The 26487-nt window shown below is 39.5% G+C and carries 23 protein-coding genes and 1 riboswitch; of the genes, 1 reads left to right on the top strand and 22 read right to left on the bottom strand.

What is annotated here, in order from left to right; translation table 11 throughout:
- Positions 1-57 precede the first annotated feature (57 nt).
- Positions 58-170: riboswitch (SAM riboswitch) on the bottom strand.
- Between the two features lie 77 nt (positions 171-247).
- The 22 genes from AC59HZ_RS23485 to AC59HZ_RS23380 all read right to left on the bottom strand — a co-directional run bounded on the left by AC59HZ_RS23485 (position 248) and on the right by AC59HZ_RS23380 (position 25829).
- Positions 248-919: a GNAT family N-acetyltransferase gene (locus tag AC59HZ_RS23485; protein WP_496548214.1), complete on the bottom strand. Its 672-nt coding sequence runs from the start codon at positions 917-919 to the stop codon at positions 248-250.
- Between the two features lie 21 nt (positions 920-940).
- A complete protein-coding gene (locus AC59HZ_RS23480) occupies positions 941-1603 on the bottom strand; it encodes a GNAT family N-acetyltransferase (protein WP_496548169.1) in 663 nt (220 codons plus the stop codon).
- An 11-nt stretch (positions 1604-1614) separates the two neighbouring features.
- A complete protein-coding gene (locus AC59HZ_RS23475) occupies positions 1615-2475 on the bottom strand; it encodes a carbon-nitrogen hydrolase family protein (RefSeq protein WP_496548168.1) in 861 nt (286 codons plus the stop codon).
- 116 nt (positions 2476-2591) lie between these two features.
- Positions 2592-3968, bottom strand: coding sequence for an argininosuccinate lyase (gene argH, locus AC59HZ_RS23470; RefSeq protein WP_496548167.1), 1377 nt, complete (start codon positions 3966-3968; stop codon positions 2592-2594).
- A gap of 67 nt (positions 3969-4035) precedes the next feature.
- Positions 4036-5247 (bottom strand): argininosuccinate synthase, encoded by a 1212-nt coding sequence (locus tag AC59HZ_RS23465; protein WP_496548166.1) that lies wholly within the window; start codon positions 5245-5247, stop codon positions 4036-4038.
- 83 nt (positions 5248-5330) lie between these two features.
- Complete coding sequence (argF, locus tag AC59HZ_RS23460; RefSeq protein ID WP_496548165.1) at positions 5331-6296, bottom strand: ornithine carbamoyltransferase; 966 nt, start codon at positions 6294-6296, stop codon at positions 5331-5333.
- Positions 6280-9516 (bottom strand): carbamoyl-phosphate synthase (glutamine-hydrolyzing) large subunit, encoded by a 3237-nt coding sequence (carB, locus tag AC59HZ_RS23455; protein WP_496548164.1) that lies wholly within the window; start codon positions 9514-9516, stop codon positions 6280-6282. The genes argF and carB overlap by 17 nt, the downstream gene beginning before the upstream one ends.
- A complete protein-coding gene (locus tag AC59HZ_RS23450; protein WP_496548213.1) occupies positions 9503-10579 on the bottom strand; it encodes a carbamoyl phosphate synthase small subunit in 1077 nt (358 codons plus the stop codon). Before AC59HZ_RS23450 ends, carB begins: the two co-directional genes overlap by 14 nt.
- Positions 10580-10584: 5 nt before the next feature.
- Complete coding sequence (gene argD / locus AC59HZ_RS23445) at positions 10585-11784, bottom strand: acetylornithine transaminase (RefSeq protein WP_496548163.1); 1200 nt, start codon at positions 11782-11784, stop codon at positions 10585-10587.
- Complete coding sequence (gene argB, locus AC59HZ_RS23440) at positions 11784-12581, bottom strand: acetylglutamate kinase (protein WP_496548162.1); 798 nt, start codon at positions 12579-12581, stop codon at positions 11784-11786. Before argB ends, argD begins: the two co-directional genes overlap by 1 nt.
- A gap of 14 nt (positions 12582-12595) precedes the next feature.
- Positions 12596-13825, bottom strand: a complete 1230-nt coding sequence (gene argJ / locus AC59HZ_RS23435; protein WP_496548161.1) for a bifunctional ornithine acetyltransferase/N-acetylglutamate synthase — start codon at positions 13823-13825, stop codon at positions 12596-12598.
- Between the two features lie 69 nt (positions 13826-13894).
- Entirely contained in the window at positions 13895-14932 is a 1038-nt protein-coding gene (gene argC / locus AC59HZ_RS23430; protein WP_496548160.1) for an N-acetyl-gamma-glutamyl-phosphate reductase, read from the bottom strand.
- Between the two features lie 225 nt (positions 14933-15157).
- Entirely contained in the window at positions 15158-15583 is a 426-nt protein-coding gene (locus AC59HZ_RS23425) for a DUF4395 domain-containing protein (protein ID WP_496548159.1), read from the bottom strand.
- 244 nt (positions 15584-15827) lie between these two features.
- Entirely contained in the window at positions 15828-16592 is a 765-nt protein-coding gene (gene aroD / locus AC59HZ_RS23420) for a type I 3-dehydroquinate dehydratase (RefSeq protein WP_496548158.1), read from the bottom strand.
- 42 nt (positions 16593-16634) lie between these two features.
- Positions 16635-17111, bottom strand: coding sequence for a shikimate kinase (locus tag AC59HZ_RS23415; protein WP_496548212.1), 477 nt, complete (start codon positions 17109-17111; stop codon positions 16635-16637).
- A gap of 370 nt (positions 17112-17481) precedes the next feature.
- Positions 17482-18381, bottom strand: a complete 900-nt coding sequence (gene nikC, locus AC59HZ_RS23410; protein WP_496548157.1) for a nickel transporter permease — start codon at positions 18379-18381, stop codon at positions 17482-17484.
- A 12-nt stretch (positions 18382-18393) separates the two neighbouring features.
- Positions 18394-19401, bottom strand: coding sequence for an ABC transporter permease (locus AC59HZ_RS23405; RefSeq protein ID WP_496548156.1), 1008 nt, complete (start codon positions 19399-19401; stop codon positions 18394-18396).
- Between the two features lie 70 nt (positions 19402-19471).
- Positions 19472-21088: an ABC transporter substrate-binding protein gene (locus AC59HZ_RS23400; protein ID WP_496548211.1), complete on the bottom strand. Its 1617-nt coding sequence runs from the start codon at positions 21086-21088 to the stop codon at positions 19472-19474.
- 51 nt (positions 21089-21139) lie between these two features.
- Positions 21140-22108 carry an ABC transporter ATP-binding protein gene (locus AC59HZ_RS23395; protein ID WP_430064605.1) on the bottom strand — a complete coding sequence of 323 codons (969 nt, stop codon included), beginning with the start codon at positions 22106-22108 and terminating at the stop codon, positions 21140-21142.
- Positions 22089-23102, bottom strand: coding sequence for an ABC transporter ATP-binding protein (locus AC59HZ_RS23390; protein ID WP_496548155.1), 1014 nt, complete (start codon positions 23100-23102; stop codon positions 22089-22091). The genes AC59HZ_RS23395 and AC59HZ_RS23390 overlap by 20 nt, the downstream gene beginning before the upstream one ends.
- A gap of 217 nt (positions 23103-23319) precedes the next feature.
- Positions 23320-24936: an acyl-CoA dehydrogenase family protein gene (locus tag AC59HZ_RS23385; protein ID WP_496548154.1), complete on the bottom strand. Its 1617-nt coding sequence runs from the start codon at positions 24934-24936 to the stop codon at positions 23320-23322.
- Between the two features lie 128 nt (positions 24937-25064).
- Positions 25065-25829, bottom strand: a complete 765-nt coding sequence (locus tag AC59HZ_RS23380; RefSeq protein WP_496548153.1) for a MerR family transcriptional regulator — start codon at positions 25827-25829, stop codon at positions 25065-25067.
- Positions 25830-26076: 247 nt separating this feature from the next.
- Between AC59HZ_RS23380 and AC59HZ_RS23375 the strand changes: the two genes are divergently transcribed.
- Positions 26077-26448 (top strand): DoxX family protein, encoded by a 372-nt coding sequence (locus AC59HZ_RS23375; protein WP_496548210.1) that lies wholly within the window; start codon positions 26077-26079, stop codon positions 26446-26448.
- The last annotated feature ends 39 nt before the right edge of the window (positions 26449-26487 follow it).

The following is a 26487-nucleotide window of genomic DNA, read 5'->3' as shown; positions in this document are numbered from 1 at the left end:
ATAAATAGTTTGAAAATACGAAAAACCCTCTTCATAAGAAGAGGGCTTGGATTCCTCCTCTTATCTATCAGGTTTTATAAAAACCTGCAGGAATTAGCACCTTTTCAAGGATTACCTTGAAGGTTGCCGGGCTTCATCGGGCCATGTCCCTCCGCCGCTCTGGATAAGAGATATATAATTTTTCATTAAATTTCCAAGAATATAAAATGAATATTAGCTGAATCTTCTGTCAAAGTCAATAGTTTTTTTATAGAGGCAATAATTCAATTGTTTCCTTGTTATCGATTTTTTCTATCATAAAAAGCCATTCCTGCGGTTTATTAGAAAGCACTGAATAATACGTAGTGAGAAAATCTTTTACAAGCGCTGCAGGCAAACGATGTACCTCATCGCTTGTAGGCATATAGCATAAATCTAGGCCGGAGACAGCCTCACCGTTATTTTCCCATGATGGATGAACGTAAGCTAGATCTAAACGTTTATACCCTAGGTGGGATAGTACCTCCCTGCGAACATAAGGATCCATCACTTTTACACCGCCAAATTCATGATGTTCCACTCTATATGGATCATAAATTTCAGCGAACATACCAAATAGCTCTTTTTCGTTCTCTTTTGCAAGCAATTGTAAATCCTTCAAACGATTCTGTGCTAAAAATCGGCCAATGCCTAACCCTGGTTTACTGATAATGGTGAAGTCTGTCATTGCGATATTCCAATCAGGGTAATAGCGGTATTCTGTAGCTCCAACTACCTGTTCATCATCAATAGCAACAAACACGCGGATACTTGGATCTTCTAATGGTTCTTTCCATAACTCATAATCCAATACTTCCTCAGGCGGGAATATCTTCCCCATTAAATCATGAAGTTTTTTAAAATTTGGGTCATCAATATTTGTTATTCGTTTATACTCCAATTGTAAATAATCCCCCATTCTTTATTTGAATGGATTCCTCCATTCCATAATCGCTGCATGATTACAGGATTCTTCATCATCTAGATAATTTGTTGAAACACCTAAGGGCACACGGCCGCAGCCGAGGAGAAAGGTAATGACAGGATCCTTTACATCCCCCTTAATGATGGCATCCAGGTATTCTTCGGGCGTCATTTGATGCGCCACTTTATGATAGCCTGGCATCCTGCCCCCACCAAGCAGACGGTCAAACCCCTTTTCAATCACAACATGATACATGGCCTGCATCATTAACTTACCAAGCCCTAGTTTTCGGAACTTTGGGCGAACGCTAATATCTACAATATACAAGGAACTTCCATTCGGCTTATGGTTACGAATATACCCGTGGTCTGTGATTTCTTCCCAAGAATGATTCATTTCTTTTGGATCAAAATCCACACATAGTCCGGTAAGTGATCCTGCTAATACTCCATCTACTTCCACACATATAGAACCTTCTGGGAAAAGGGTAACATGGTTATTTAATTGCTCTTTATTCCACCATAATTCTGATGGAAAAGGAGGAGGAAAGCATTCCGCTTGGATCTCTATGAGCTGGTCAAAATCCTCTTTTGAATAATTACGAATGATAACCGGCATTGGTTTTTCCTTATCGAAAACAAAAAATTCACTTCTGTACATCCGAACACATCCTACTTTTCCCAATCAGGGTATAAATCAATTCTGCGGTCACGCCAGGTTGTAACAGAACCACGTTCGCGGACTTCATACAAAAGATCTAAATCAAGATCGGCTGTCACAACCATATCATCATTGATTTCCCCTTCCACTAAAATGCCGCGCGGCGGGAAAGGAATATCATTAGGAGTAATAATAACTGCTTGGCCAAAATTAGCCCTCATAAAGTCAACTGTTGGCAGAGAGCCAACTGTTCCGGTTAAAACCACATATACTTGATTTTCGATTGCACGTGCATGACTTGTGTAACGCACCCGATGAAAGCCATGACGATCATCCGTACAGGATGGACAGAAAATAACATCAGCGCCTTTTGCCTTGGCCATACGGACAATTTCCGGAAATTCAATATCATAGCAGGTAAGAAGGGCTATTTTCCCCTTGTCTGTTTCAAAAATTTGAAACGAATTACCGGGTGCCATGCTCCACTCCTTAACTTCTGTAGGAGTTATATGAAGCTTTGCCTGCTCGCCAATTCTTCCGTCAGGGTAAAATAAATGGGCGGTATTGTAAAGCTTATTATCTTTTTTAATAACATGCGTACCGGCAATAATATGCATATTGGTCTGTCTGGCAAAGTTAGAAAACAGCTCTCGGTATTGTTCCGTAAAGCTTGGCAAATCGTCAATGGTTAGGCTTTCCCCCTTTCCGTTGCCAATGGAAAGAAGCTGTGTAGTAAAAAACTCGGGAAACAAAACAAATTCAGCCCCGAATTCTTCAGCTGTTTTTATATAATGCTCACACTGGGCGGCGAATTCTTCAAACGAATTAATCGTATGTAAATGGTACTGCACTACTGATACTCTATATTTCATATATAACCTCCACACATTAATTTGTAAATTTTCCCTAAGGAAATTATCTCCTATTTTAGTTTTTCATACAAATAATTTGGCTAAATGAAAAGCCCGCCAATTTGGCGAGCTTAATATTATTGCTGCAGTTTTCCCTCAGCAAGTTTAATTTGCGCCTTCACCTGCTCAGGAGACGTTCCCCCGAAGCTATTGCGGACAGCCACTACATGTTCTGGGGCTAAAACTTTATAAATATCCTCTTCAAATAATGGGCTGAACTTCTGATATTCATCAAAGCTTAAATCCAGCAAAAATTTGTTGGATTGGATCGCATATAAAACAATTTTTCCAATAACTTCATGGGCATCACGGAACGGCAATCCTTTTCTAACTAGATAATCGGCAATATCTGTAGCATTAGAAAAATCATTGTTAATCGCTTTTCGCATGATATCTTTATTCACGGCCATTGTTTCAATCATCGGTGCAAGGAGCATTAATGAGCCTTCCAGCGTTTCAACTGTATCAAACATACCTTCTTTATCTTCTTGTAAATCTTTATTATACGCCAGTGGCAATCCTTTGAGGACTGTTAATAAACCTATTAAATTTCCATAGGTGCGCCCTGTTTTTCCTCTAAGCAATTCTGGTACGTCAGGATTTTTCTTTTGCGGCATGATGCTTGATCCGGTACAAAACGAATCATCAAGCTCTACAAATTGGAATTCCTGGCTGGACCAAATCACTAATTCTTCAGAAAATCTGGAGATATGCGTCATGATGATTGACCCGATTGATAGAAATTCAAGAATAAAATCGCGGTCACTGACGGCATCCATGCTATTTGGATAGATTGTTTCGAATCCCAGCAATTCGGCAACAAGTTCGCGATTTATCGGAAAGGTCGTCCCTGCTAATGCTCCAGAACCAAGTGGAAGCCAGTTTACACGTTTCAAAGAATCTAACAATCTCTCTTTATCGCGTTCAAACATCCAAAAATAAGCCATTAAATGATGGGCAAATGACACCGGCTGAGCACGCTGTAAATGTGTATACCCAGGAATCAGTGTTTCTATGTTCTCCTTGGCCTGCTTGATGATCGCCTGCTGGACATCTTCGACTAATTTAATTAACTCAGTTGTTTTTGTACGAAGATATAAATGCATGTCCGTTGCAACTTGATCATTACGGCTGCGTCCAGTATGGAGCTTGCCCCCGGCAGGTCCAATTTCTTCAATTAATAGCTTTTCAATATTCATATGAATATCTTCATCTTCTATTAAAAATTCTACTTCGTTACGATCCACTTTCTCTTTAATCTTAAGTAGACCATTTTTTATTTTGTCGGCATCCTCCATTGGGATGATACCGCATTCCCCAAGCATTGTGACATGTGCAAGGCTTCCGGCGATATCTTCTTTTGCTAGTTTTTGATCAAAAGAGATTGAAGCAGTAAATTCTTCGACTAATTTATTCGTTTCTTTTGTAAAACGTCCGCCCCATAGCTTGGACATCAGTGTTCCCCCTTACTTCCTCTAAGAAGTTTGCCCCCGAAATTTTGGCTTCGAGGGCGCTTTAGAATTATTTTAAAACTGATTCTTTTTTGGTTACCTCTGAATAAACCTTTGTTGGCAGTCCCCATAGTTTAATAAAACCAACTGCTGCATTGTGATCGAATGCATCACCTTTTGTATAGGTTGCTAGTTCCTCGTTATAAAGGCTGTATGGAGATTTACGTCCAACAACAGTATGATTGCCTTTATGGAGCTTCACGCGAATTGTTCCAGTAACGGTTTTTTGTGTTTCATCAATAAACGCATCAAGAGCTGGTTTAATTGGCGAATACCAAAGGCCCTCATAAATAATCTTTGCCATCTGCTGCTCAACCTGTGTCTTGAATTGAGTTACTTCACGAGTCAATGTTAAAAACTCTAATTCTTTATGGGCATTGATTAAAATTAGTGCTGCAGGATTTTCATAGACTTCACGTGATTTAATTCCTACTAATCTATTTTCGATATGATCGATACGGCCAACACCATGTTTGCCGCCAAGAGTGTTCAACGTTTCAATTAATTGAACTAATGGAAGTTTTTCTCCATTAAGGGCAACAGGAACGCCTTGTTCAAAGTCAATTTCAACATACTCTGCTTGGTCTGGAGTAAGTTCAATTGGATTCGTCCAATCGTATGCTTCTTCAGGTGCTTCTGCCCATGGGTCTTCAAGGACACCAGCTTCACAAGCACGACCCCAAATGTTGGCATCAATCGAGAACGGATTATCTAAATCAACAGGAATTGGAATTCCGTTTTCCTGAGCATACTTTATTTCCTCATCACGTGTCATGCCCCATTCACGAACCGGAGCAACCACTTTTAAACTTGGGTTCAATGCTTGAACAGAAACCTCGAAGCGAACCTGGTCATTTCCTTTACCTGTACAGCCGTGAGCTACAGCTGCAGCACCCTCTTGTTCAGCAACCTCAACTAGTAATTTTGAAATTAATGGTCGTGAAAGGGCAGAAGAAAGCGGGTATTTCCCTTCATATAAGCAATTCGCCTTCAAAGCTGGAATAATATATTCCTTTGCTAACAATTCTTTCGCATCGATCATGATGGCTTTAATAGCGCCAACGTTTAGCGCTTTATTTTTAATTGCTTCAAGATCTTTCCCTTCACCAACATCTAGGCCTAATGCAATAACATCATATCCGTATTTTTCCTGAATCCATTTAACCGAAACCGAAGTATCTAAACCGCCTGAATAGGCTAAAACAATTTTCTCTTTCGTCATTTTTTATATCTCCTTACGTTTGAGTGTATTATTATTCAATCAATAGCATTATTATACACTAAATCTCAAAAAAATAAATACTATTATGCTAGTAATAATTTTAAAATTGCTTTTTGTGCGTGTAAGCGGTTTTCTGCTTCATCAAAAACAACGGAATGAGGTCCGTCAATGATTTCGGCCGTTACCTCTTCGCCGCGATGTGCCGGTAAACAGTGTAAGAAGATGAAATCATCTTTGGCATACTGACAAAGCTCCTTATTGACCTGATAGGATGCAAAATCTTTAAGTCTCTTTTCGGTTTCTTCTTCCTGCCCCATGCTGGTCCATACATCTGTCACAATGACATCGGCACCCTTCACAGCTTGAACTGGGTCATTGGTAATCATAACAGTGCATCCATATTGTTTCCCTGCTTTAATTGCCTTTTCGGTAATTTTTCCATCAGGTAAATATCCCGGCGGACTGGCAATGCTAATATCCATTCCCACTTTCACCGCGCCCTCCATTAAGGAATGAGCCATATTATTGTTTCCGTCCCCAATATAGCAAAGCTTTAATCCGGCCAATTTTCCTTTATGTTCAAGTATGGTTAAAAGGTCTGCCATTACTTGCGTGGGATGCTGCAAATCCGTTAAACCATTGATTACGGGGATAGTAGCATGCTCTGCTAATTCTTCAACAGATTCATGGCCAAAAGTACGGATCATTAAGCCATCAACATAGCGCGATAATACTTTTGCCGTATCGGAAATACTTTCGCCTCTTCCAAGCTGAATATCACGTGAACTCAAGAATATCGCATGGCCCCCGAGCTGAAGCATGCCAACCTCAAAGGATACCCTTGTACGCGTCGAAGATTTTTCAAATATCATTCCCAATACTTTCCCGCTTAAGTATGGATGCGGTTTCCCCTGTTTTTGCATAGCCTTCAGTTCTTGAGCCTCGTCCAGAAGATATAGGATTTCCTCTGGACTGAAATCAGAAAGCTGTAAAAAGTCTTTTCCTTTGAATTGTAATTTATTCTCGTTTAACTTAATGGCTTCTAGCATGAACGGCACCTCTTTCATTCAAATTGTAAAATTCACTTACTGAGCGAACATCAAGATTAGTAAGTGGAGCTTTTTGTAAACCGATGGTCGCTTCCACCGTATCTAAATGAGTGTAAACCGGCACTTTATACCGTATCGCCTGCTCCCGAATTTGAAAACCAAATTTCAGTTTATTACGGCCTTGGTTTGGCAGGTTAATGACTGCCTTCATTTTCTGATTACGGAATAGGTGGTTTATATCCTGATCATCCCTTACCACTTTATCAACAGGGATGCCATTTATTTCAAAAAACAATGCTGTTCCTTCTGTGGCTGCTAATTTAAACTTTTTCATTAACAGCTCTTCAACTATTGGAAGACTTGCCTGCTTTTCTCGATCAGAAATGGAGCATAAAATATAGTTATCTTCCATTTTTTCCTCTAAAGCAGGTATTGCCTTATTAAGAGCTTCTCGATAGGTCAGACCCATTCCAAGCGCTTCACCAGTTGATTTCATTTCAGGTCCAAGTACATGGTCAACACCCTTAAGCTTACTGGATGAAAAAATAGGTGCTTTCACTGAAAAATAATTTGGTTCTGGCATTAATCCTTGGTTCAAGCACAAATCACTTAAGGATTCGCCTAATTGTACACTCGTGGCCCATTCAATCATTGGAGCTCCAGTTACTTTGCTGATAATAGGCACCGTTCTTGAAGACCGTGGGTTTACTTCTAATACATAGACTTGTTTTTCATAAATAACAAACTGAATATTCATCATTCCAACAATCGGCGTAGTCTTTGCAATTTTGCTCGCATAATCTATCAATGTTTCTTTTACCTGTTGTGACAATGAAATTGGTGGAAAGACTGAGATACTATCGCCTGAGTGAACACCTGCTTTTTCGATATGTTCAAAGATTCCTGGGACTACAATCGTTTCCCCATCACTAATCACATCAATCTCGCATTCTAGTCCGGGTATAAACTTATCAACTAATAACGGCCACATTTTTTCGCTTGAGTTATTTTCAAACTGCTTCGTGTAGTTTCTTAGTTCCTCTTCTGAAAAAATGGTAAACATCGATTGTCCGCCAATCACGTAAGATGGTCTTACGAGAACCGGGTAGCCTAATTTTCCAGCTGCTTCAACCAGTTTTTCTGTGGTATCGGCTGTTTTTCCTTCAATATGGGGAATTTGTAAATCCTCTAGAAGCTGATAAAATTCTTTCCGGTCTTCTAATCGATCTACATTCTGAACTGCTGTGCCCAAGATTTTTACCCCTTCTTCTTCTAAATCATGTGCCAGATTAATAGCCGTCTGCCCGCCGAATTGGATCAATACCCCATCGACTTTTTCTTTTTCAATGACATGCAAAACATCTTCTGCAGCAAGGGGTTCAAAATATAGTCGATCCGCAACCGAATAATCGGTGCTTACAGTTTCTGGGTTATTATTAATCACAACAGCCTCAAAGCCTTTTTTCTTTATTGCTTTTGCCGCATGTACTGAGCAGTAATCGAATTCAATTCCCTGGCCGATTCTTATCGGACCTGAACCAATGACAAGAATCTTCTTCTTGTTGGTAATTTCCACTTCATCAAACCCATGCCAGGTAGAGTAATAGTATGGAGTAACGGCATCAAATTCTGCCGAACATGTATCAACCATCTTATAGCCTGGTTTCCAATTTAGTTCCTTCCATTTGCTTCTCACTTGTTTTTCAGGAATATTGTAAATTTGCGATAAAAGCTTATCTGCAATATTATTTCGTTTAGCTTGCTTTAGCAGTGCAAGTGGGACTTCGCTCCATTTGTATGACGCTAAAGCCTTTTCTAAATCCACGATTGAATTAATTTTGTGCAAAAACCATGAATCAATCTGGGTCAGTTGTTGAATTTTTTCAAAAGAAATCCCTCTTTTGAATGCTTCAGCAATAATAAAGAGACGTCGGTCATTCGCTGTTTTAAGAAGGTCAATGATGGATGATTCTGTTAATGACTTATTTGCCTCTAAGCAAAGACCGTATACATTCATTTCCATCGACCTGATTGCTTTATTCATAGCACCTTCAAATGTCCGGTCAATGGCCATGACTTCCCCAGTTGCTTTCATTTGGGTCCCTAATGTTCGATCGGCTTCAGGGAATTTGTCAAACGGAAAGCGCGGCAGTTTCACCACAATATAATCAATCGCTGGCTCAAACGATGCAAAGGTATTGCCTGTTATCGGATTCAAAATCTCATCTAAGTGATAGCCGACCGCGCACTTGGCCGCCATTCTTGCTATTGGATAGCCGGTAGCTTTAGATGCCAAAGCAGATGAGCGGCTAACCCTCGGATTTACTTCGATGATGTAGTACTGATTGGATTCAGGATGAAGCGCAAACTGGATATTGCAGCCTCCGATAATCCCTAATTCACGAATAACCTTTAGGGAACAATCACGAAGCATCTGATACTGAACATCTGTCAAGGTTTGTGATGGCGCAACTACAATTGAGTCGCCCGTATGGACACCAACTGGGTCCATGTTTTCCATATTACAAACAATGATGCAGGTATCATTGGCATCTCTCATAACTTCGTATTCGATTTCCTTCCAGCCTTTTATGCTGCGTTCAACTAACACCTGATGAATCGGACTTGCAGCTAAACCTTTTTTCAGAACGATTTCAAGTTCCTCTGCATTGTGTGCAAAACCGCCTCCATCTCCTCCAAGTGTATAGGCTGGACGGATAATGACAGGAAAACCAATTTCGTTAACAAATGCTACGCCTTCATCGTAGCTATGAATGATTGCTGATTCTGGAATTGGTTCGCTGATCTGGAGCATCAAATTACGGAACTTTTCACGGTCCTCTCCTTTTTTGATTGACTCTACTGAAGTTCCAAGCAGTTCTACATTGTATTTTTCTAATATATTCTCTTCATATAATTGTACTGTTAAATTTAATCCAGTTTGCCCGCCAAGTGTACCGATGATTCCATCCGGCTTTTCCTTTTGGATGATTTTTTCAATCGTTTCAACATTCAAAGGTTCAATATACACCTTATCGGCTACGGCTTCATCCGTCATGATGGTAGCAGGATTATTGTTGATTAAAACGACTTCTAAGCCCTCTTCCTTAAGAGCAATACAGGCTTGTGTTCCTGCATAGTCAAATTCTGCTGCCTGACCGATTACAATCGGGCCTGATCCGATTACTAGTACTTTTTTTAAGTTTTTATTTAAAGGCATAGCGAGTCTCTCCTAGTGAAGCTATCTGGCTTACGAAATCTTTTAAAATGTATTCTGTATCACTTGGGCCCGGATGGGCTTCAGGATGGAATTGAACTGTTTGGATTGGATAGCTTTGATGCTTTAATCCTTCAATTGATTGGTCATTCACATTACGGTAGGTAATATCAAATACCTGACAATCGATGCTTTCATCAATGACCACAAAACCATGATTTTGGGCTGTCATTTTCACTTTTCCTGTTTGCAATTCTTTTACAGGATGATTGCCTCCGCGGTGGCCGTATGCAAGTTTTGCTGTTTTCGCACCGTATGCCAAGGCGATTAACTGATGCCCCAAGCAAATTCCGAGTGTTGGGAAGTACTGACTAATCTTTTTTATTTCCGAAAAGTACTTCTGAAGTGCCATCGGATCTCCGGGACCATTTGAGAGTAAGACTCCATCCGGATTCAATGCTTTAATTTTTTCATATGAAGTATTATAAGGCACGATTGTAACGGAACAGCCTTCCTCTAAAAGGGCATTCAGAATCGACTTTTTATAACCAAAATCGATTAATACAACATGTGGTCCATTGTTTTTGAAAAATTGAATCTTTTTCGTCGATACTTTTTCCACCCATAGTGGTGCTTTTTCAGTATCTAAGAATTGTGTTTCCTCCGCTGTACTTAAATATCCTTTAACTGTTCCGCGGCTTCGAATGGTTTTTACAAGAAGTCGAGTATCCACTCCGGCAATCCCCGGGACACCTGCCTGCTTTAGTTTTTCGGAAAATTTATTTATCGATTGATAATGGCTCGGCATTTCACATAAATCCCCTATTACTACTCCCGCTAATGCCGGGGAGATGCTTTCATCATCGAGCGCATTGACACCGTAATTTCCAATTATCGGGTAACAAAATGTAATGATTTGTCCGGCATAGGAAGGATCGGTAATGATTTCTTGGTAGCCAGTCATACTCGTATTAAAAACGACTTCACCGAGAGAATCCTTTTGAGCACCAATCAGTATCCCTTCAAATACTTCTCCCGTTTCCAAAGTAAGATATCCTTGTTTCAAAACACTCACTCGCCTTTCTCTATACTTTGGAATGTTTTTTCCAGCTTGATTATAAATTCATTTATTTCCTCTATTGAGGCAGTTAATGGTGGTAAAATCCGTACCACATTTGGGCCTGCTGTTAATATCAACAGGTTATTGGTTATCGCCTTTTGCACAATTTCTAGGGCGTTAATTTCGACAACTAAGCCTTTTAGGAGTCCTTTTCCGCGAATATCTTTTATAAAAGTGTACTTTTCTTTCAGACTCTGAAGTTGAGAATCTAAGTACTCTGAAATTACTTTAACTTGATCTAATAGGTTCGCTTCAATTATATGAGTAAGAGTTGCCAGACCGGCGGCCGTTGCTAAAGGGTTTCCGCCAAAGGTGCTGCCATGGCTGCCTGGTTCAAAGCCTTTTGCCGCTTCTTCTTTGGCGATAATAGCCCCGATAGGAAATCCAGAGCCAAGACCTTTGGCGATACTGATTACATCCGGCTCGATGGAGAACTGCTCATAGGCAAAAAGAGTTCCTGTTCTACCGACCCCAGTTTGGATTTCGTCGACCATTAGAAGGATGTCATTTTCCTTGCAAATCTGTGCGAGTTTTTCAACCCATACCTGGTTTGCCGGAATGACTCCGCCTTCACCTTGGACAAGTTCTAGAAGAACTGCAGCAGGTTTAATGCTGTTAAGTTCATCAAGTGAATCAATATCATTAAACGGCAGATAGCTAAATCCCGGGATTAATGGTGCAAATCCGTGCTGAATTTTTTCTTGACCGGTGGCTGTTAATGTTCCTAACGTTCTGCCGTGGAAGGATTGCATGAAAGTTACAATTGTGGGTGACTGGTTCCCTTTTACTTTGTTGGAGTATCTTCTGGCCAGCTTAATGGCTGCTTCGTTCGCTTCTGCACCGCTGTTGCAAAAGAAGACTTGATCGCCACAGCTGTTAGCTGTAAGAAGCGCTGCCAGTTCCTCTTGATTTGGAATGTTGTATAGATTCGAACAGTGCCAAAGATTTTGCAGTTGTTCTTCAAGTTTTTCTTTTACACCATTGGGAACATGCCCTAGGTTACATGTAGCGATTCCAGAAGTGAAATCTAGGAATTGGTTATCTTGATTATCCCAAACATAGCTTCCCTTCCCTTTTACAAGTGTGACAGGAAAGCGTCCGTAGGTTGCCATCACAGGCGAGATTTGGGAAACGGAAGTAGTATTCGACATTATGCAATCTCCTCATCTAACACAATTTTTGTTCCGATCTTTTTACCGTCGGTATAATCTATAAGACTATTTTTATCGAATCCATTGATGATTCCAACTTCGGGAATGTTGTGGACAAGTCCGTCAATTGCCGCTTTTACCTTTGGAATCATGCCACCATAAATTGTTTGATTATCAATCATTTCTTCTATTACTGCCTTTGACACTTTATCAAGCTTTGTTTTAGCACCATCTTTTTCGACTAATATTCCAGGAATATCACTGATAAAACAAAGATTTGCTCCTAGTGCCTTAGCAATTGCTGATGCTGCAATGTCACCGTTAATGTTATAGCGTTGACCGCTGGCATCTATTCCAATTGGAGAAATTACCGGAATATTTCCTTGAGAAATAATTCCTTCGAGAACCTTTTTGTTAACCCCCGTTACTTCACCAACAAAACCCAGCGTTTCGGCGTTTTGAGTAGGGACTGCTTGCAGCAAGCTTCCATCAACTCCGCTGACGCCAATAGCATTTCCGCCAACTTCAATTAAATTTCTGACGACCTGTTTATTAACGGATCCACTCAAAACCATTTCGACTACATCAAGGACCTCATGATTAGTTACTCTTAAACCATTAATAAATGTGGTTTGGACATTTAAGGATTTCAATAACGATGTAATAAGAGGGCCGCCGCCATGTACAATAATCGGCGTCCACTTACCAGCTTCATGCATTTTAACTATGTCCTCATAAAATGATCTTGGCAGATTATCTAACACACTTCCGCCGCACTTAATGACTAAGTATTTCATTTTGCCTTCCTCCCTTAAGTGCGGTAGGATGCATTGATTTTCACATAATCATATGTCAAATCGCATCCCCAAGCGGTAGCACTGGAATCACCTTGATTTAAATCAATATAGATTTTGACATTTTCTTGTTCTAGATATTGCTTCACATCTTCTTCTACAAAGGAACTTGGTAATCCATTTTCAAAAACTGTATAGGTTCCTATGGAAACCTTTAGTTTATTTGGTTCAAGAGGAACTCCGCTATAGCCTGCTGCAGTAACGATTCTACCCCAGTTAGGATCTGTTCCATAAATAGCTGTTTTTACAAGATTGGATGAAATAATTGATTTACCTATAGCTGAAGCTTCATCTACGTTGAAAGCTCCGTTAACTTGAACTTCAACCAGCTTTGTTGCCCCTTCGCCGTCTCTGGCGATTTTCTTAGCAAGGGACTCACAGACTATTTTTAAACCTTCTTTAAAGTTATCCCATTCTGGATGGTCTTTAGTAAGCTGATTGTTTTCTGCTAGACCATTGGCCATTACTAAAACCATATCATTCGTGCTTGTATCGCCGTCTACGGTAATCATATTAAAGGTTTTGTTCGTTACATCTTTTAATGCAAATAGCAGGTCTTCGTGGGCAATGTTTGCATCAGTTGTGACAAAGCCAAGCATGGTAGCCATGTTTGGATGAATCATGCCTGATCCTTTGGCGGCTCCGCCAATGCTAATTGTTTTTCCATCGATTTGTAGTTGTACCGCAATCTGCTTTAGGCAAGTATCTGTTGTAAGGATCGCTTGCTTAAAAAATAATTCATTTTCGTTTTCTTTATCGAGAATTTGCTTAATTCCCGAATTTAGTTTATCCATTGGCAGTAGTTCACCGATTACACCCGTTGAGGTTACTGCAACTAGGTGCTCCTGAACCCCAAGTTCAGCTGCAAATCCTTTTTGCATCTCATATGCGTCCTTTAAGCCTTGCTCCCCCGTACAAGCATTGGCATTTCCGGAATTCACTATGATTGCCTGAATTTTATTTTCTTTTGCGATACTTTCCTGTGTTACTAAAAGTGGTGCAGCTTGAAAAATGTTCGTTGTATATACACCGGCAGCTACAGCTGGTTTTTCAGAAACTATGTAACCGAGGTCGAGTCTCTTACGTTTAATCCCGCAATGCATGCCGCCTGCTTTGAATCCTTGTGGTAATGTAACACTTTCTTCTTCAAGAATAACGATTTTCTTGCTTGTTAATGCCTGAGTCAATTGAAATACCCCCTTAGTTTTCACTTTGTCCGTCTTCAAAACTAGTTAACTAACAATTTATCATTCTAATCATGGATATAGTGGAATATCAGTAAGCCCCGTCCGCTCATCCCACCCGTTCATTATATTTACGTTTTGAATCGCCTGGCCCGCTGCTCCTTTGACCAAATTGTCAATAACGGAGATGATAGTTAGGCGGTTTGTTCTTTTATCGACATGTAAACCGATATCGCAATAATTTGATCCTTGGACTTCTTTTGTCGAAGGAATATTCCCTTGTGGTCTTACTCTTACAAATGGTTTATTTTTATAAAATTCGCTGTATATTTGATGAACTTCCTCAGTCGAAAAAGAATCATTTAATTTTACATATACCGAACACATAATTCCTCTATTCATTGGTACTAAATGAGTAGTGAAAGAAATATTGATTGGACTGCCATTTTCATCAGATAAGATCTGTTCGATTTCTGGAATATGTTGATGTTCTCCAAGTTTATATGCTTTAAGATTTTCATTAATTTCAGCAAAATGTGATGTTAAGGAAAGTCCTCTGCCTGCACCTGACACTCCCGATTTTGCATCAATTACAATAGACTCGTAATCTGCGATTTTTGTATTAATAATTGGCAAAAGTGCAAGAATTGAAGCTGTGGGATAGCAACCAGGGTTTGCAATAAGTGTTGAATTCGATATTTTTTCTTTATAAATCTCACTTAATCCATATATTGCTTGATTCAGGTATGTTTCACTAGCTGGTGAATGCTTATACCATTTTTCATATTCATCTGCTGACCTAAGGCGAAAGTCTCCCGAAAGGTCGACGCATTTTATCCCCTTTTCTAAAAGCTGAGGAACAAGATTCGAACTAACCCCCGAAGGTGTAGCCAAAAATACGATATCATTCTTATAACTAATTGAATCCGCATCAAATTTTTCGAGTGGTTGATCGATAATCCCTGACAAGTGCGGATAAGTCTCACTAAAGTTTTTCCCAGCTTGGGAATTTGAAACAACCGTACCAACCTCCAAATGAGGGTGCCTATGAATTAGCCTAATTAGTTCAACTGATCCGTAACCTGTTCCACCGATTATCGCAGCTTTCATTTCTTCATCTCCTAAGTTGCTTTCATAATGAATTATTATACATCCAGATATATAATTATTCAATAATAAAATTGCCTAATTTTCTGTTTTAACTGAAAATAACACCGTTATTTTTTGGAAACGCTTTCATTTCTTATTGTAGAATTATACAATTATTATGCAGTGCCCACTAAAAAAGCAGGAATCTCCTGTTAATGAGTCCTGCTTCCGCATTTAATATTTCTTTTATTGATGTGTACGTCTAAATTTGTATTGATTCCATTGAAAATGGATAAAACAACCAACACAAAAACCTAGAATGGCAACAAATGCTGCTATTGCTACTAAAGCTGTAAACACATAACCTAATGTGTCCCATCCAACAATAAAACTAATAAAACCAATAGCTAAACATGAAATAGCAATTTTTTGATTAAATTGCTGCTGGCCCCAATCTTCAGGAATATAAGCCATTGGCTCTTTTCTTAAGAATAATTTTGCTATTTGCATAATTGGATTAAAGCCAAATAAAAGGCCAAGTAGACCTGCAACTAAAGGAATTAATAAGATCGACTCCAGTCCAGATACCCATGTTAATACAACGCTAAGGACAATGCTCCACTGGTTTGTTTTAACAAGAGGACGTGGGATCGAACGAATATTGCCTGTCATCTAAATTCCTACCTTTCATATTGGAATTATTGATTTTATTGTCATTTTACCTTTTTTAATAAGTTTTGTATAGAATGAGTTAATTATTTTGCCTTATTATTTTTTCAAATGGCTATGTTAAAGACCATTGTTGATTTTTAACACTGTTGATCGGAGCGTAATGAGCGAATCAGCAACCAAGTTTAACAGAGTCTTTCAAAAAAAAAGAAAGTACCAGGTTGGGCACTTTCTTTCATTCTAATATTTATAAATTTAAATGTAGGATTTCCAAGACCTTGCGTAAGTCATTCACTGGTACCTGTCCAGGTGCGGATGCCTTTTTGGCAGCTCCAAAGGTAATTGCGGATCCAAACACCTCACCTGCTATTCGGCTGATAACCCCCTGACCAGCCATCGACATGGTAATAATCGGCGTATTGGCATAAAGTTCTTTCATTGTGTTGGTAGCATCTAATAGGGATAACACGTCTCCTGTACTTCTTGGCATTACCGCTATCTTCGGGATATCTCCGCCTAGCTCCTGAGCTTTGCGTAATCGTGACACGATTACATCCTTGGGAGGCGTTTTTTCAAAATCATGATTGGAAATTATGACGAATACACCGTTTAAGTGTGCTGCTTCAATTAAGGAATTAATAATACTTTCATCATAGAACAGCTCAACATCAATGATATCAACCAATCTGGTTTCCGCAGCTGCTTTGTTTAATTCGAAGTAGGTTTGATTACTTAATTCCTTTTCTCCACCTTCTCTTTCACTTCTAAATGTAAAGATTAGCGGAACATTAGGCAAGATACCACGGATTTCCTCAAGAGCTTCTTTTACCTTTGAAAAATCTTCTACCTCAGCAAAAAAGTCGACCCGCCACTCTACAATATCTGCATCAATTGTTTTAATATGTAATGCTTCATCTATTAATTCTGATACAGAGCTCCCCACCATCGGCGTACAGATTTTTGGTGTCCCTTCCCCAATTTTTAGTCCTTTAATAGTTATTGTTTTTTTCATAAAAAACCCACTCCTTGAATACCTCGAAAGCGATTTATCTTACTAATTCAGAATTTTTCTTAAGATTTGGCTTGCAATATCCACCGGATTTTTATTTTCGGTTTGAATTTTAAAATGATGATCTGCATAAACTTTTTGCCTATTGTTAAACAGTTCCTGCATCTCCTCAATTGATTTTCCTTGCAAAACTGGCCGGCTATCAATAATTAAGCTTATTCGTTCCTTCCAACTCTCAAAAGCTATATCTAGAAATATTACTATAGAGGAGGATAAGCAAACCTTTTTAATCTCCTCCTGTAAGAATGCCCCCCCACCAACAGATATTATTAAATTCTTTTGTTGACTCAAACTAGTGATTAAACCTTTTTCCCTATCTCTAAATACCTTTTCACCGAATTCTTTAAAAATCTGCGATACAGGCATATTAAATTCCTTTTCAATCTCTTCATCAATATCAATAAATTCTCGATTCAGTTTTTCTGCTACTAGTTTACCTATTGTTGTTTTCCCAGCACCCATGAATCCGATAAACACGATGCTTTTTTCACGATCAATATTCAATTTTTTCGTTCCCCCTACGACTAAGCAATAAGTTGAAATGATTTTTCTGAATTTTTTACAATTATAAGCGTTAAAGCTGAAGAATTCTACAAATTTATTGATACTTTCTACAATTTTTAGGGTACATTCTACAAATTTACGCCTACATTCTACAATATTGAAGATACTTCCTACATTTGCCAATGCATTCTACAAATTTAGGGCTACTTTCTACAATTCTTAAGGCACATTCTACAATTAATAAGATGTATTCTACAAATTAAATAGTCCATTCTACAAATGATATTGTTGCCCCAAAAAGAAGAGACCCCACACGGAGTCTCAAAGTTTATTGCTTCATTTTCGGATCTAGCACATCACGAAGACCATCGCCCATTAAGTTGAATCCAAGGACGGTCAGCATAATGGCGAGACCTGGAAAAATCAATGTCCACGGAGCTTGGGTAATGTAGTTTTTTGAATCCGCCAGCATTTTTCCCCACTCTGGTGTAGGAGGCTGAGCACCTAATCCTAGAAAACCAAGGGCAGCTGCCTCGATAATAGCAGTCGCAATCGCTAGGGTTGCCTGAACAATTACCGGAGAAATACTATTCGGTAAAATATGACGGAAAAGTATCCTTCCATCTTTCATTCCAACCGCACGGGCTGACATAATATACTCTTCTTGCTTTACACTTAACACTTTTGACCTGACAAGCCGGCCAAAGTTTGGAATATTGATAACCGCAATCGCAATAAGGGCATTTTGCAACGATGGTCCAAGGATCGACACAACCGCAATCGCCAAAAGAATACTCGGAAAGGCTAGCATGATATCAAAGATACGAGATATGATATTATCAATCCAGCGTCCATAATATCCGGCCACGATACCTAGAAAAGTTCCGATAACAACTGAGCCCAAAACTGAGAAAAAACCAACCCATAAAGAAATCCTTGCTCCATATACAACCCTCGAAAAAATATCCCGGCCAAAGTCGTCTGTTCCGAACCAATGCTTAGAAGATGGAGCCTGCATCCGCTCAGTCAATACTTGACCTTTAAAACTATATGGTGCCACCCAAGGAGCGGCGATGGCTAAAATAATAAAAAAGAGAACAATTACTAAGCCAATCACGGCCAATTTATTTTTATAGAAGGATTGCCACGCCTCCTTCCACGGAGGTGTCAGCTTTTCTTCGGTAGCCATTATAGTGATGTCCGCTGTGTTTTTTGCAAGTTCAGCCACTAGTAATCCCCCCTATTTCGTATATTTAATTCTTGGATCAACAACAACATATAATAGATCCACGATTAAATTTATTAGGACAAAGATTGCTGCAATAATTAATATCCCAGATTGAATAACTGGATAATCGCGATATCCAATCGCATCGTATAAATACCGTCCAATTCCCGGCCAGCCAAAGATTGTTTCTGTTAGAATCGCACCGCCTAAAAGCAGTCCTGTTTGCAAACCAATTACAGTAAGAACTGGGATAACAGCATTTTTTAAAGAGTGTTTGTAAACCACCCAAAACATCCTAAGACCCTTTGCTCTAGCTGTTCTTACATAGTCAGATCTCATAACTTCAAGCATCGTTGCACGTGTCATTCTTGCGATAATCGCCATTGGAATGGTTGCAAGAGCAAAGCTTGGCAGTATCAGATGCTTGATAACGGTACCAAATTGGTCAAACCTTCCCTGTATGAGCGTATCTATTAAATAGAGATTGGTAATGGCCGAAACGGGATCCCTGACATTTTCTCTTCCAGTTGTCGGCAGCCAGCCTAATTCATTTGCAAATCCCCATTGCATCATTAAACCAAGCCAGAAAATCGGCAGTGAAACCCCAATTAGGGCTAGGACCATTGCGACATAATCGAACCAGGATTTAGAAAACCAAGCACTAATAATCCCTGCATTCACACCAATGATGATAGCAATCAGCATGGCAACTACTGTGAGTTCGATTGTGGCCGCTAAAAATGGCCATACTTCATGATTAATTGGACCCCTTGTCCGGAGTGAAGTTCCTAAATCCCCATGTAATAGTTTATTAATATAGTCCACGTATTGTATGTACCAAGGCCTGTCCAACCCCAGTTGTTTCGATAATACGGCGATGGCTTCTTTTGTTGCCCTCTGACCGAGGATAACTTGGGCAGGATTTCCCGGAATGGCATGTATAATACCAAAAACAACTAGAGTCATCCCAAACAAAACTGGTATTAGTGAAAACAAGCGTCGGACCGTATATGTAAACAAGCTTATCACCTCTTTTTAACATTTTCGTTAACAAAAGGGGAGGCAATGCTCCCTCCCCTTTCACAAATGATTATTTAAAATCTACTTTTGTTAATGCTTCAGAACCAGTTGGGTGTGGTAAATAGTTTACGACATCCTTAGAAGCTGCTAACAATGGTGTAGAGTGAACAAGCGGTACCCATGGAGCATCTTCATGGATGATTTCTTGAGCTTTCTTGTAAAGATCGTTACGTTTTGCTTGATCAGATTCAGTCTGAGCTTTAATTAATACATCATGCAGTGCATCACTGCTGTAGTAAGAGTAGTTATTGCTTCCAATGCTATCTTTGTCTAAAAGCGTGTATAAGAAGTTATCTGGATCTCCATTGTCACCAGTCCATCCAAGCATGAACATATCAAACTCGCCTTTAGCGGCTTTGTCTAAATATGTTGCCCATTCAACGGATTGGATTTTTGCTTTGACACCGATTTTGCTTAAGCTTTCTTGGATAACTTCTGCCACTTTTTGAGCTTCTGGCATATATGGACGTGCTACAGGCATTGCCCATAAATCGATTGAGAAACCTTTTTCGTATCCAGCTTCTTTCAATAATGCTTTTGCTTTTTCTAAATCATATGGATATGGCTGAATGTCTTTATCATACCCTTCAATGGAAGGTGGCATTGGATTGACGGCTGGAAGTGCTTTGCCGCCATAGAATGCATCAATGATCGCTTTCTTATCGATAGCATAGTTAATTGCTTGGCGAACAAGCTTGTTATCGAAAGGTTTGCGAGTCGTTGTTAATCCAATATAACCAACGTTCATGGAAGGACGCTCGATTACTTGAAGCTTGTCATTTGCCTTAACAGTTGCTTCATCTGAATTGTTTAATCCATCCATTACGTCAATCTCGCCGTTGGCAAGAGCATTAAGACGTGCAGTGTTTTCAGGAATTACACGGAAAATAACTTTGTTTAACTTAGGAAGACCTTTTTGCCAGTAGTCAGGGTTCTTTTCAAGAGTGATAGTATCATTTTGTTTCCACTCAACAAATTTGAATGGTCCTGTTCCAACCGGATGGCTTCTGAAATCGTCGCCCCATTTTTTCACAGCTGTCGGGCTGGCAATTCCGAATGGAGACATCGCCAAGTTCTTTAAGAACGGAGCTTGTGGACGCTTTAATACAAATTGAACGGTATTCGCATCAAGTGCTTTAACTTCCTTAATTACGTGGCCCTCATCTTTTTTATATCCGCCAAACATTGTGTAATAAGGGAATTTGTCAGAATCGCCGTTCATCCAGCGGTCAAAGTTGAATACAACTGCATCTGCATTAAAATCAGTTCCGTCATGGAATTTTACTCCTTGACGAAGATGGAAAGTGTAAGTTAAACCATCTGGAGAAACTTCCCATTTTTCAGCAAGTCCTGGGTTAATTGTTGTATCTTGATCACCGTACTGCAGCAATGTTTCATAAATGTTTTCTGTTACTTTGAAGGCTTCACCTTCAGTAGTTGTGATAGGATCAAGAGAAGTAGAATCTCCTCCGCGGCCATAAACAAGTGTATCCTTTTTGGAACCGCTGTTAGTAGCAGGATCTTTCTTTCCGCCTGCTTCATTATTTGTTTTGCTGCTACAGCCGACTAAAAACATACTGATGGCTAATAGCGAAATGAACAGCAGTTTAAAAGACTTTCTCTTCATAAGCATTTCTTACCCCCTAATACTTTTTTTATTTATCATGAATGCTGGCTATCACTTGTTATATAAGTGACAGGCAACATAATGACCGTTAAGATCTTGTTCCGCAGGTCTCGCCGTTTTACAAATATCCATTACTTGAGAGCATCTAGTATGGAAAGCACAGCCTGAAGGAGGATTTGCCGGGCTTGGCAGTTCACCTTCAATTAAAATTGTTTTTTTCTTCAATTCTGGATCTGGTATGGGGACCGCCGAAAGGAGTGCCTTCGTGTATGGATGCTTTGGATTTTCATAAAGCTCTTCACTTTCAGCTAATTCTATTAATCTGCCTAAATACATTACGCCTACCCGATCACTAATATGACGCACTACACCTAAATCATGGGCAATAAATATGTATGTAAGTTGGAATTCTTCTTGAATGTCCTTCATTAGGTTAAGAACCTGTGCTTGAATGGAAACATCTAGTGCAGATACAGGTTCATCAGCAATAATCAACTTTGGTTTTGTCATTAATGCTTTGGCAATTCCGATCCGCTGACGCTGTCCGCCGCTGAATTGGTGCGGATATCGCTTGGCATGGTAGCTGCTTAAACCTACTACCTCGAGCATTTCTTTTACCTGTTTTTTTCGTTCTTCCTTTGTCCCAATTCCATGGACGATCAACGGTTCTTCTAAGATCTGCTCAATCGAATGCCTTGGGTTTAACGAAGCATAGGGATCCTGGAACACCATTTGAATATCTCTGCGGATTTTTCTTAAATCTGTTTTCGACATTCTTGTAATTTCTTTATCTTCAAAAACAATTCTTCCATCGCTCGCTTCAATCAAGCGCATGAGCAGACGGCCTGTTGTTGACTTTCCACAACCGCTTTCGCCTACGATGCCCAATGTTTCTCCTTTTTTTACATAGAAAGAAACATCATCAACTGCTTTGACTTCCCCTTGTTTCTTTCCAAAAACACCGCCAGTGATTGGGAAGTATTTCTTAAGTCCATTTACCTCAAGAAGTAATTCTGACATGCTGGTTACTCCCCTCCTTCAATTTATGTAGGAAACATCGCACTTCATGTCCGTCTTTTTCCAAATGATATAAATCTGGTGACTCCACATGGCATCTCCCGATTTGTTCGGCACATCTTGCGGCAAATCGGCAGCCCTTATGGACAGTCCCAGGTGTTGGAACGGTTCCCGGAATACTGTATAGGCGGTCTTTTTTTCCTCTTAAGTCAGGAACTGATTTTAATAAACCTTTTGTGTAAGGGTGCTGTGGATCCTTTAATATCCTCCTGACATCACCCTGTTCCACAATTTGACCGGCATACATAACTATGACACGTTCACAAATTTCTGCCACGACGCCTAAGTCGTGGGTAATCAGAATAATGGAGGTATTTGTTTTTTTATTCAAATCCTTCATTAATGCCAGGATTTGTGCTTGAATCGTAACGTCGAGAGCCGTTGTTGGCTCGTCCGCAATCAATACCTTTGGATTACAGGCCATCGCCATGGCAATCATGACCCTTTGTCTCATTCCGCCTGACAGCTGATGCGGGTGTTCCTTTAGTATTCCTTCTGCCCTTGGAATCCCCACCAGCTTTAATAGTTCGATGCTTCGAACTATTGCTTCTCTTTTTGATAAATCTGTATGTAATCGAATTGCTTCCAACAGTTGATTTCCAACCGTAAATAACGGATTCAAGGAAGTCATCGGCTCTTGGAAAATCATCGAAATCTGATTTCCACGGATTTTTCGCCATTCTTTTTCGGATATGTTTTTTAGGTCGTTTCCTTCGAAAATGATTTCACCCTTTTCGATTTTACCTGGAGGGGAAGGAATTAGCCCCATTGTAGCTAAGGATGTAACACTTTTACCGCTCCCTGATTCTCCTACAATTCCAAGGATCTCTCCTTCTTTTAATTCAAAACTAATACCATCAACTGCTGGTAAAAGTTTTTTCCCAGACTGAAATGATACCTTTAAGTCTTTTATTTGAAGAATAGGTTCTTTGATCACACTGACACCTACCTATTAGTATTTTTCTAATTATAAAGAAATATTCCAAAATAATAAATTTTGCAATTATTCAATATATAGTTATTTTTGCTTTTTTATTGAAACTTGTCAATGATAAAATTTTTATCCAACTCCCTCACACATGTAAGCGCTTTAAAAAAAGCCTGACACCATCGCATTCGGATAGGTGTCAGGCATCATTTATTTTTTTAAAATTCTATTGTTCGATTTCTTTTAGAGCAACTTCCTGATAGGCTTTAAAGAAGGATTCACAAAATGTATCCCATTCGGCTGCTGCTTCGATTGAAGCTTCGCTAACTTCTCCTAAAACAGGACTTTGCAGTAAATGCTCCAGCTGTTCAGAGAATTTCTTAATTGAATCTGGATTTGCTCCCTTTAATACACTGCTCACAAATTCTCTAGGAGAATACCAATCTACCACTCTTTGGAGATCACGATAAATTTGCGTTAATAGTAGATTGCGTGGGCCTTCCCATTGTTCATTAACGACGACATCACGAAAAATTCGCGGCAAGGAAGAAAACTCCTCCATTACCCCATGCCCGGCAAACATTGATATGGTCTCTCTTAATATTTCAGCACCTTCATTGGTGGCACAAATTTTTTGCAATAAAATAAGTTCACGTAAGTTAAACAATTGTTTTCGGGTTTCAATCGGAAGATCTGATTTTATGCCCGGATTAAGAGGTTTTTCTAAACGCAAAAACAAATCGTAGATTTTAAAAGCACCGGCAGTTGTACGCTTAGCAGCTTTTTCGATTCGTTTCAGCTTGCTCGCCGCTAGCGGGTATTCATTTACTTTTTTACCAAAAACGGTTCGGAAATCGCTGTAAAGGCTGGCTTCTCTTGATGCCCGCAGCATAAATCCTGCGCAGGCAATGCCGATTTCGAGTCGGGATAAGGTCAAAACAATGCCGACAGCTACTGCAACTCCTTTATCCTTAGGACCTATAGGATAGGCCAATGCCCCATTGTATTGAATTTCAGCAGTCGGCAATTCTGCGGTACCAAGCTTCCATTTTATCCGGTTAATTTCGTATCCATTGCGTTTTTCTTTTTCTTTATTGCCAGGGAGCCAAGCAGGGACAATAAATGTACATACTTTATCTGTCCCGGAGATTTTGGCAGTAACAACAGAATAATCCGCATGGGCCGCAGAACAGAAGAACTTATTTCCATATAGACGATAATTCTTTCCTTCAGGAACGGCTTCAAGAACATTGGCTGGCAGATCCGAACCGCCTTGAATTTCTGACATAAACTGGGCGCCAATCGCAAATTCGCCGTCTAGCCCTTCTTTTGTATGCTGCAAAATTTCTTGAAGTTCCGGGTATTCTTCATTTGGAAATTGCTCTAAGAGAGCTATTAATCCATGTGTACATGTTAGAGGGCAGGTAACTCCGCCTTCGCCAATTTGGTGAGTCAGCATTCGCTTCACAAAGCTTTCCCAATGGGTCATTTTGCTAGAAAATAGTCCTTCCCCAAATACCTCTCGTTCTAATTGATGGACTTCCATAGGTCGGACAATGCGGTCAATTCGATGATTAAAAGCATCATAATGAAGCATATATGGCCTAACCTCTGGTCTTGCAATTCGTTCAGCTAATTGGTTCCATTTCGAAGAAACAGTAGGTGAGAAAGAAAGAATGGTTTCATGGAGTTTCTCAAATTGGGACCCTGTAAATTTTCTGACTGCTTTTTGCAAAAACGGTTCATCACGGTACCAGTCAAGATTTTCACGTTTTGCTAAGAATTCATCAAAATAATACGTATTTTTTCCTCTTGATTCAGTCTCTTGGGAAGCTAGGTTCATTGAATGGCTCACTCCCTTTTTGGATAAAATTTCATAATTTTCAGTATTTATTATAAAGGCAAATTGACGATTAATCAAAAAGTAAAAGACCCTGTAATGCTGGGACATTTACAGGGTCTTTTTATTGTCTATTTTTTCAATCCAGTATAAATGAGGATAGCATCTCTTAAAAATTCGGCTGTCCCTGGTTGTTCTTTATCATAATACGCAGTAAATCTTTCATCATCGACATACATTTGCCCAAGTCCTGCGTGGGCTTCTTTGCTGTATTCGTGCCAATAATAAGTGAGCCATTGCTTATGAAGTTCAGCTGCTTTTTGCGCCAGCTCCCCTGCAGGATCTCCTGTTTTAAAAGCCTCAGCTAAGGTTTCTTGGACTTGTTCTGCTAGTTTTGATACTTCCGCATACTGTTCCTCGGTCATATTCTGCAATTTTGCATTTGACTTTTCAACCGTGTCATTTCCGTACTTTTGGCGAATTTCTTTTCCGTACTTTTTTTCATTATCATCTATCATCTTTTTCTTGAAGCCTTCAAACTTTTCTTTATTTGACATGCTCATTCTCCCTTCTGATAATGCTATTGTTTTTTCAACATTAGCAATTAATAAATCTAATTGAACCCGCTTTTCGAGGAGCTTCTCGCGATGTTCCCTGAGTGCCTTTGCACCGTCAAAGGAAGGAGCCGTAACGATTTCTTTAATGCTGTCCAAGCCCACTCCTAATTCTCGGTAGAATAGGATTTGCTGGAGTCTATCCACTTCCGTTTGCCCATAAATTCGATATCCTGACGAATTGATTCTTGCCGGCTTAAGAATTCCAATTTCATCATAATACCTGAGCGTTCTTGTGCTGACACCCGCGAGACTTGCTAGCTTTTGCACTGTATATTCCATTCGATCATCTCCTCATAGCTAACGATACACCTTCACGCAGCGTCAAAGTCAATCCTTATTATGCCTAATTTTCTTAAAAAAAAATGGTGCCTGACACCACTCGTGGACAAATGTCCACGAGTGGTGTCAGGCACCAAAAGGCGCTCCAAAGAATTAGAAACTAAAGAAAGATCCTATAAAAATAGGGTCTTTTTATTTTCTGTAATGGACTGTCCCAGCTTTTGCATACATTTATGTTTAAGGGGGGATTCTCATTTATACTTCGTTTTCATCAAGCAATCTTATTCGATTTGCAGTGGCCTTTGTATTTATTACATCTGGACTTATGAAATTAATGAGTGTTGAATTAGCAAGTAGTTTTCTCCGTTTAGGATTACCGTATCCTCACATAATATTAAAGGTTGTCATCTTACTAGAAATTGTTTGCGGACTTTTAATCATGCTTAATAAAGCAGTTAAAAATGCAGTGATTCCTTTAATTGGAATTATGATTGCCGCACTTATATTAACAAAACTGCCTACCTTGAATACCGGTCTATTGCAATTTGCTTTTAATGCGAGATTAGATATTGTGATGATAGTATTACTCTTCTATCTATATAAGAGGTATCCCAATTAAACATTCAATCCAAGAAGTGACCAGATTGTTAAAAGCAAT

This window comes from Neobacillus sp. DZ-9 (assembly GCF_059587065.1).
Note: the sequence above shows the minus strand (reverse complement) of the source record. Positions and strands in the feature narration are given on the sequence as shown.

Excerpts from the sequence above, each read along its gene's own strand:
- AC59HZ_RS23480 (WP_496548169.1), bottom strand. The coding sequence starts at position 1,603 with ATGTACAGAAGTGAATTTTTTGTTTTCGATAAGGAAAAACCAATGCCG.
- AC59HZ_RS23475 (WP_496548168.1), bottom strand. The coding sequence starts at position 2,475 with ATGAAATATAGAGTATCAGTAGTGCAGTACCATTTACATACGATTAAT.
- argH (WP_496548167.1), bottom strand. The coding sequence starts at position 3,968 with ATGTCCAAGCTATGGGGCGGACGTTTTACAAAAGAAACGAATAAATTA.
- AC59HZ_RS23465 (WP_496548166.1), bottom strand. The coding sequence starts at position 5,247 with ATGACGAAAGAGAAAATTGTTTTAGCCTATTCAGGCGGTTTAGATACT.
- argF (WP_496548165.1), bottom strand. The coding sequence starts at position 6,296 with ATGCTAGAAGCCATTAAGTTAAACGAGAATAAATTACAATTCAAAGGA.
- carB (WP_496548164.1), bottom strand. The coding sequence starts at position 9,516 with ATGCCTTTAAATAAAAACTTAAAAAAAGTACTAGTAATCGGATCAGGC.
- argD (WP_496548163.1), bottom strand. The coding sequence starts at position 11,784 with ATGTCGAATACTACTTCCGTTTCCCAAATCTCGCCTGTGATGGCAACC.
- argB (WP_496548162.1), bottom strand. The coding sequence starts at position 12,581 with ATGAAATACTTAGTCATTAAGTGCGGCGGAAGTGTGTTAGATAATCTG.
- argC (WP_496548160.1), bottom strand. The coding sequence starts at position 14,932 with ATGAAAGCTGCGATAATCGGTGGAACAGGTTACGGATCAGTTGAACTA.
- AC59HZ_RS23425 (WP_496548159.1), bottom strand. The coding sequence starts at position 15,583 with ATGACAGGCAATATTCGTTCGATCCCACGTCCTCTTGTTAAAACAAAC.
- aroD (WP_496548158.1), bottom strand. The coding sequence starts at position 16,592 with ATGAAAAAAACAATAACTATTAAAGGACTAAAAATTGGGGAAGGGACA.
- AC59HZ_RS23415 (WP_496548212.1), bottom strand. The coding sequence starts at position 17,111 with ATGGGTGCTGGGAAAACAACAATAGGTAAACTAGTAGCAGAAAAACTG.
- AC59HZ_RS23400 (WP_496548211.1), bottom strand. The coding sequence starts at position 21,088 with ATGAAGAGAAAGTCTTTTAAACTGCTGTTCATTTCGCTATTAGCCATC.
- AC59HZ_RS23395 (WP_430064605.1), bottom strand. The coding sequence starts at position 22,108 with ATGTCAGAATTACTTCTTGAGGTAAATGGACTTAAGAAATACTTCCCA.
- AC59HZ_RS23385 (WP_496548154.1), bottom strand. The coding sequence starts at position 24,936 with ATGAACCTAGCTTCCCAAGAGACTGAATCAAGAGGAAAAAATACGTAT.
- AC59HZ_RS23380 (WP_496548153.1), bottom strand. The coding sequence starts at position 25,829 with ATGGAATATACAGTGCAAAAGCTAGCAAGTCTCGCGGGTGTCAGCACA.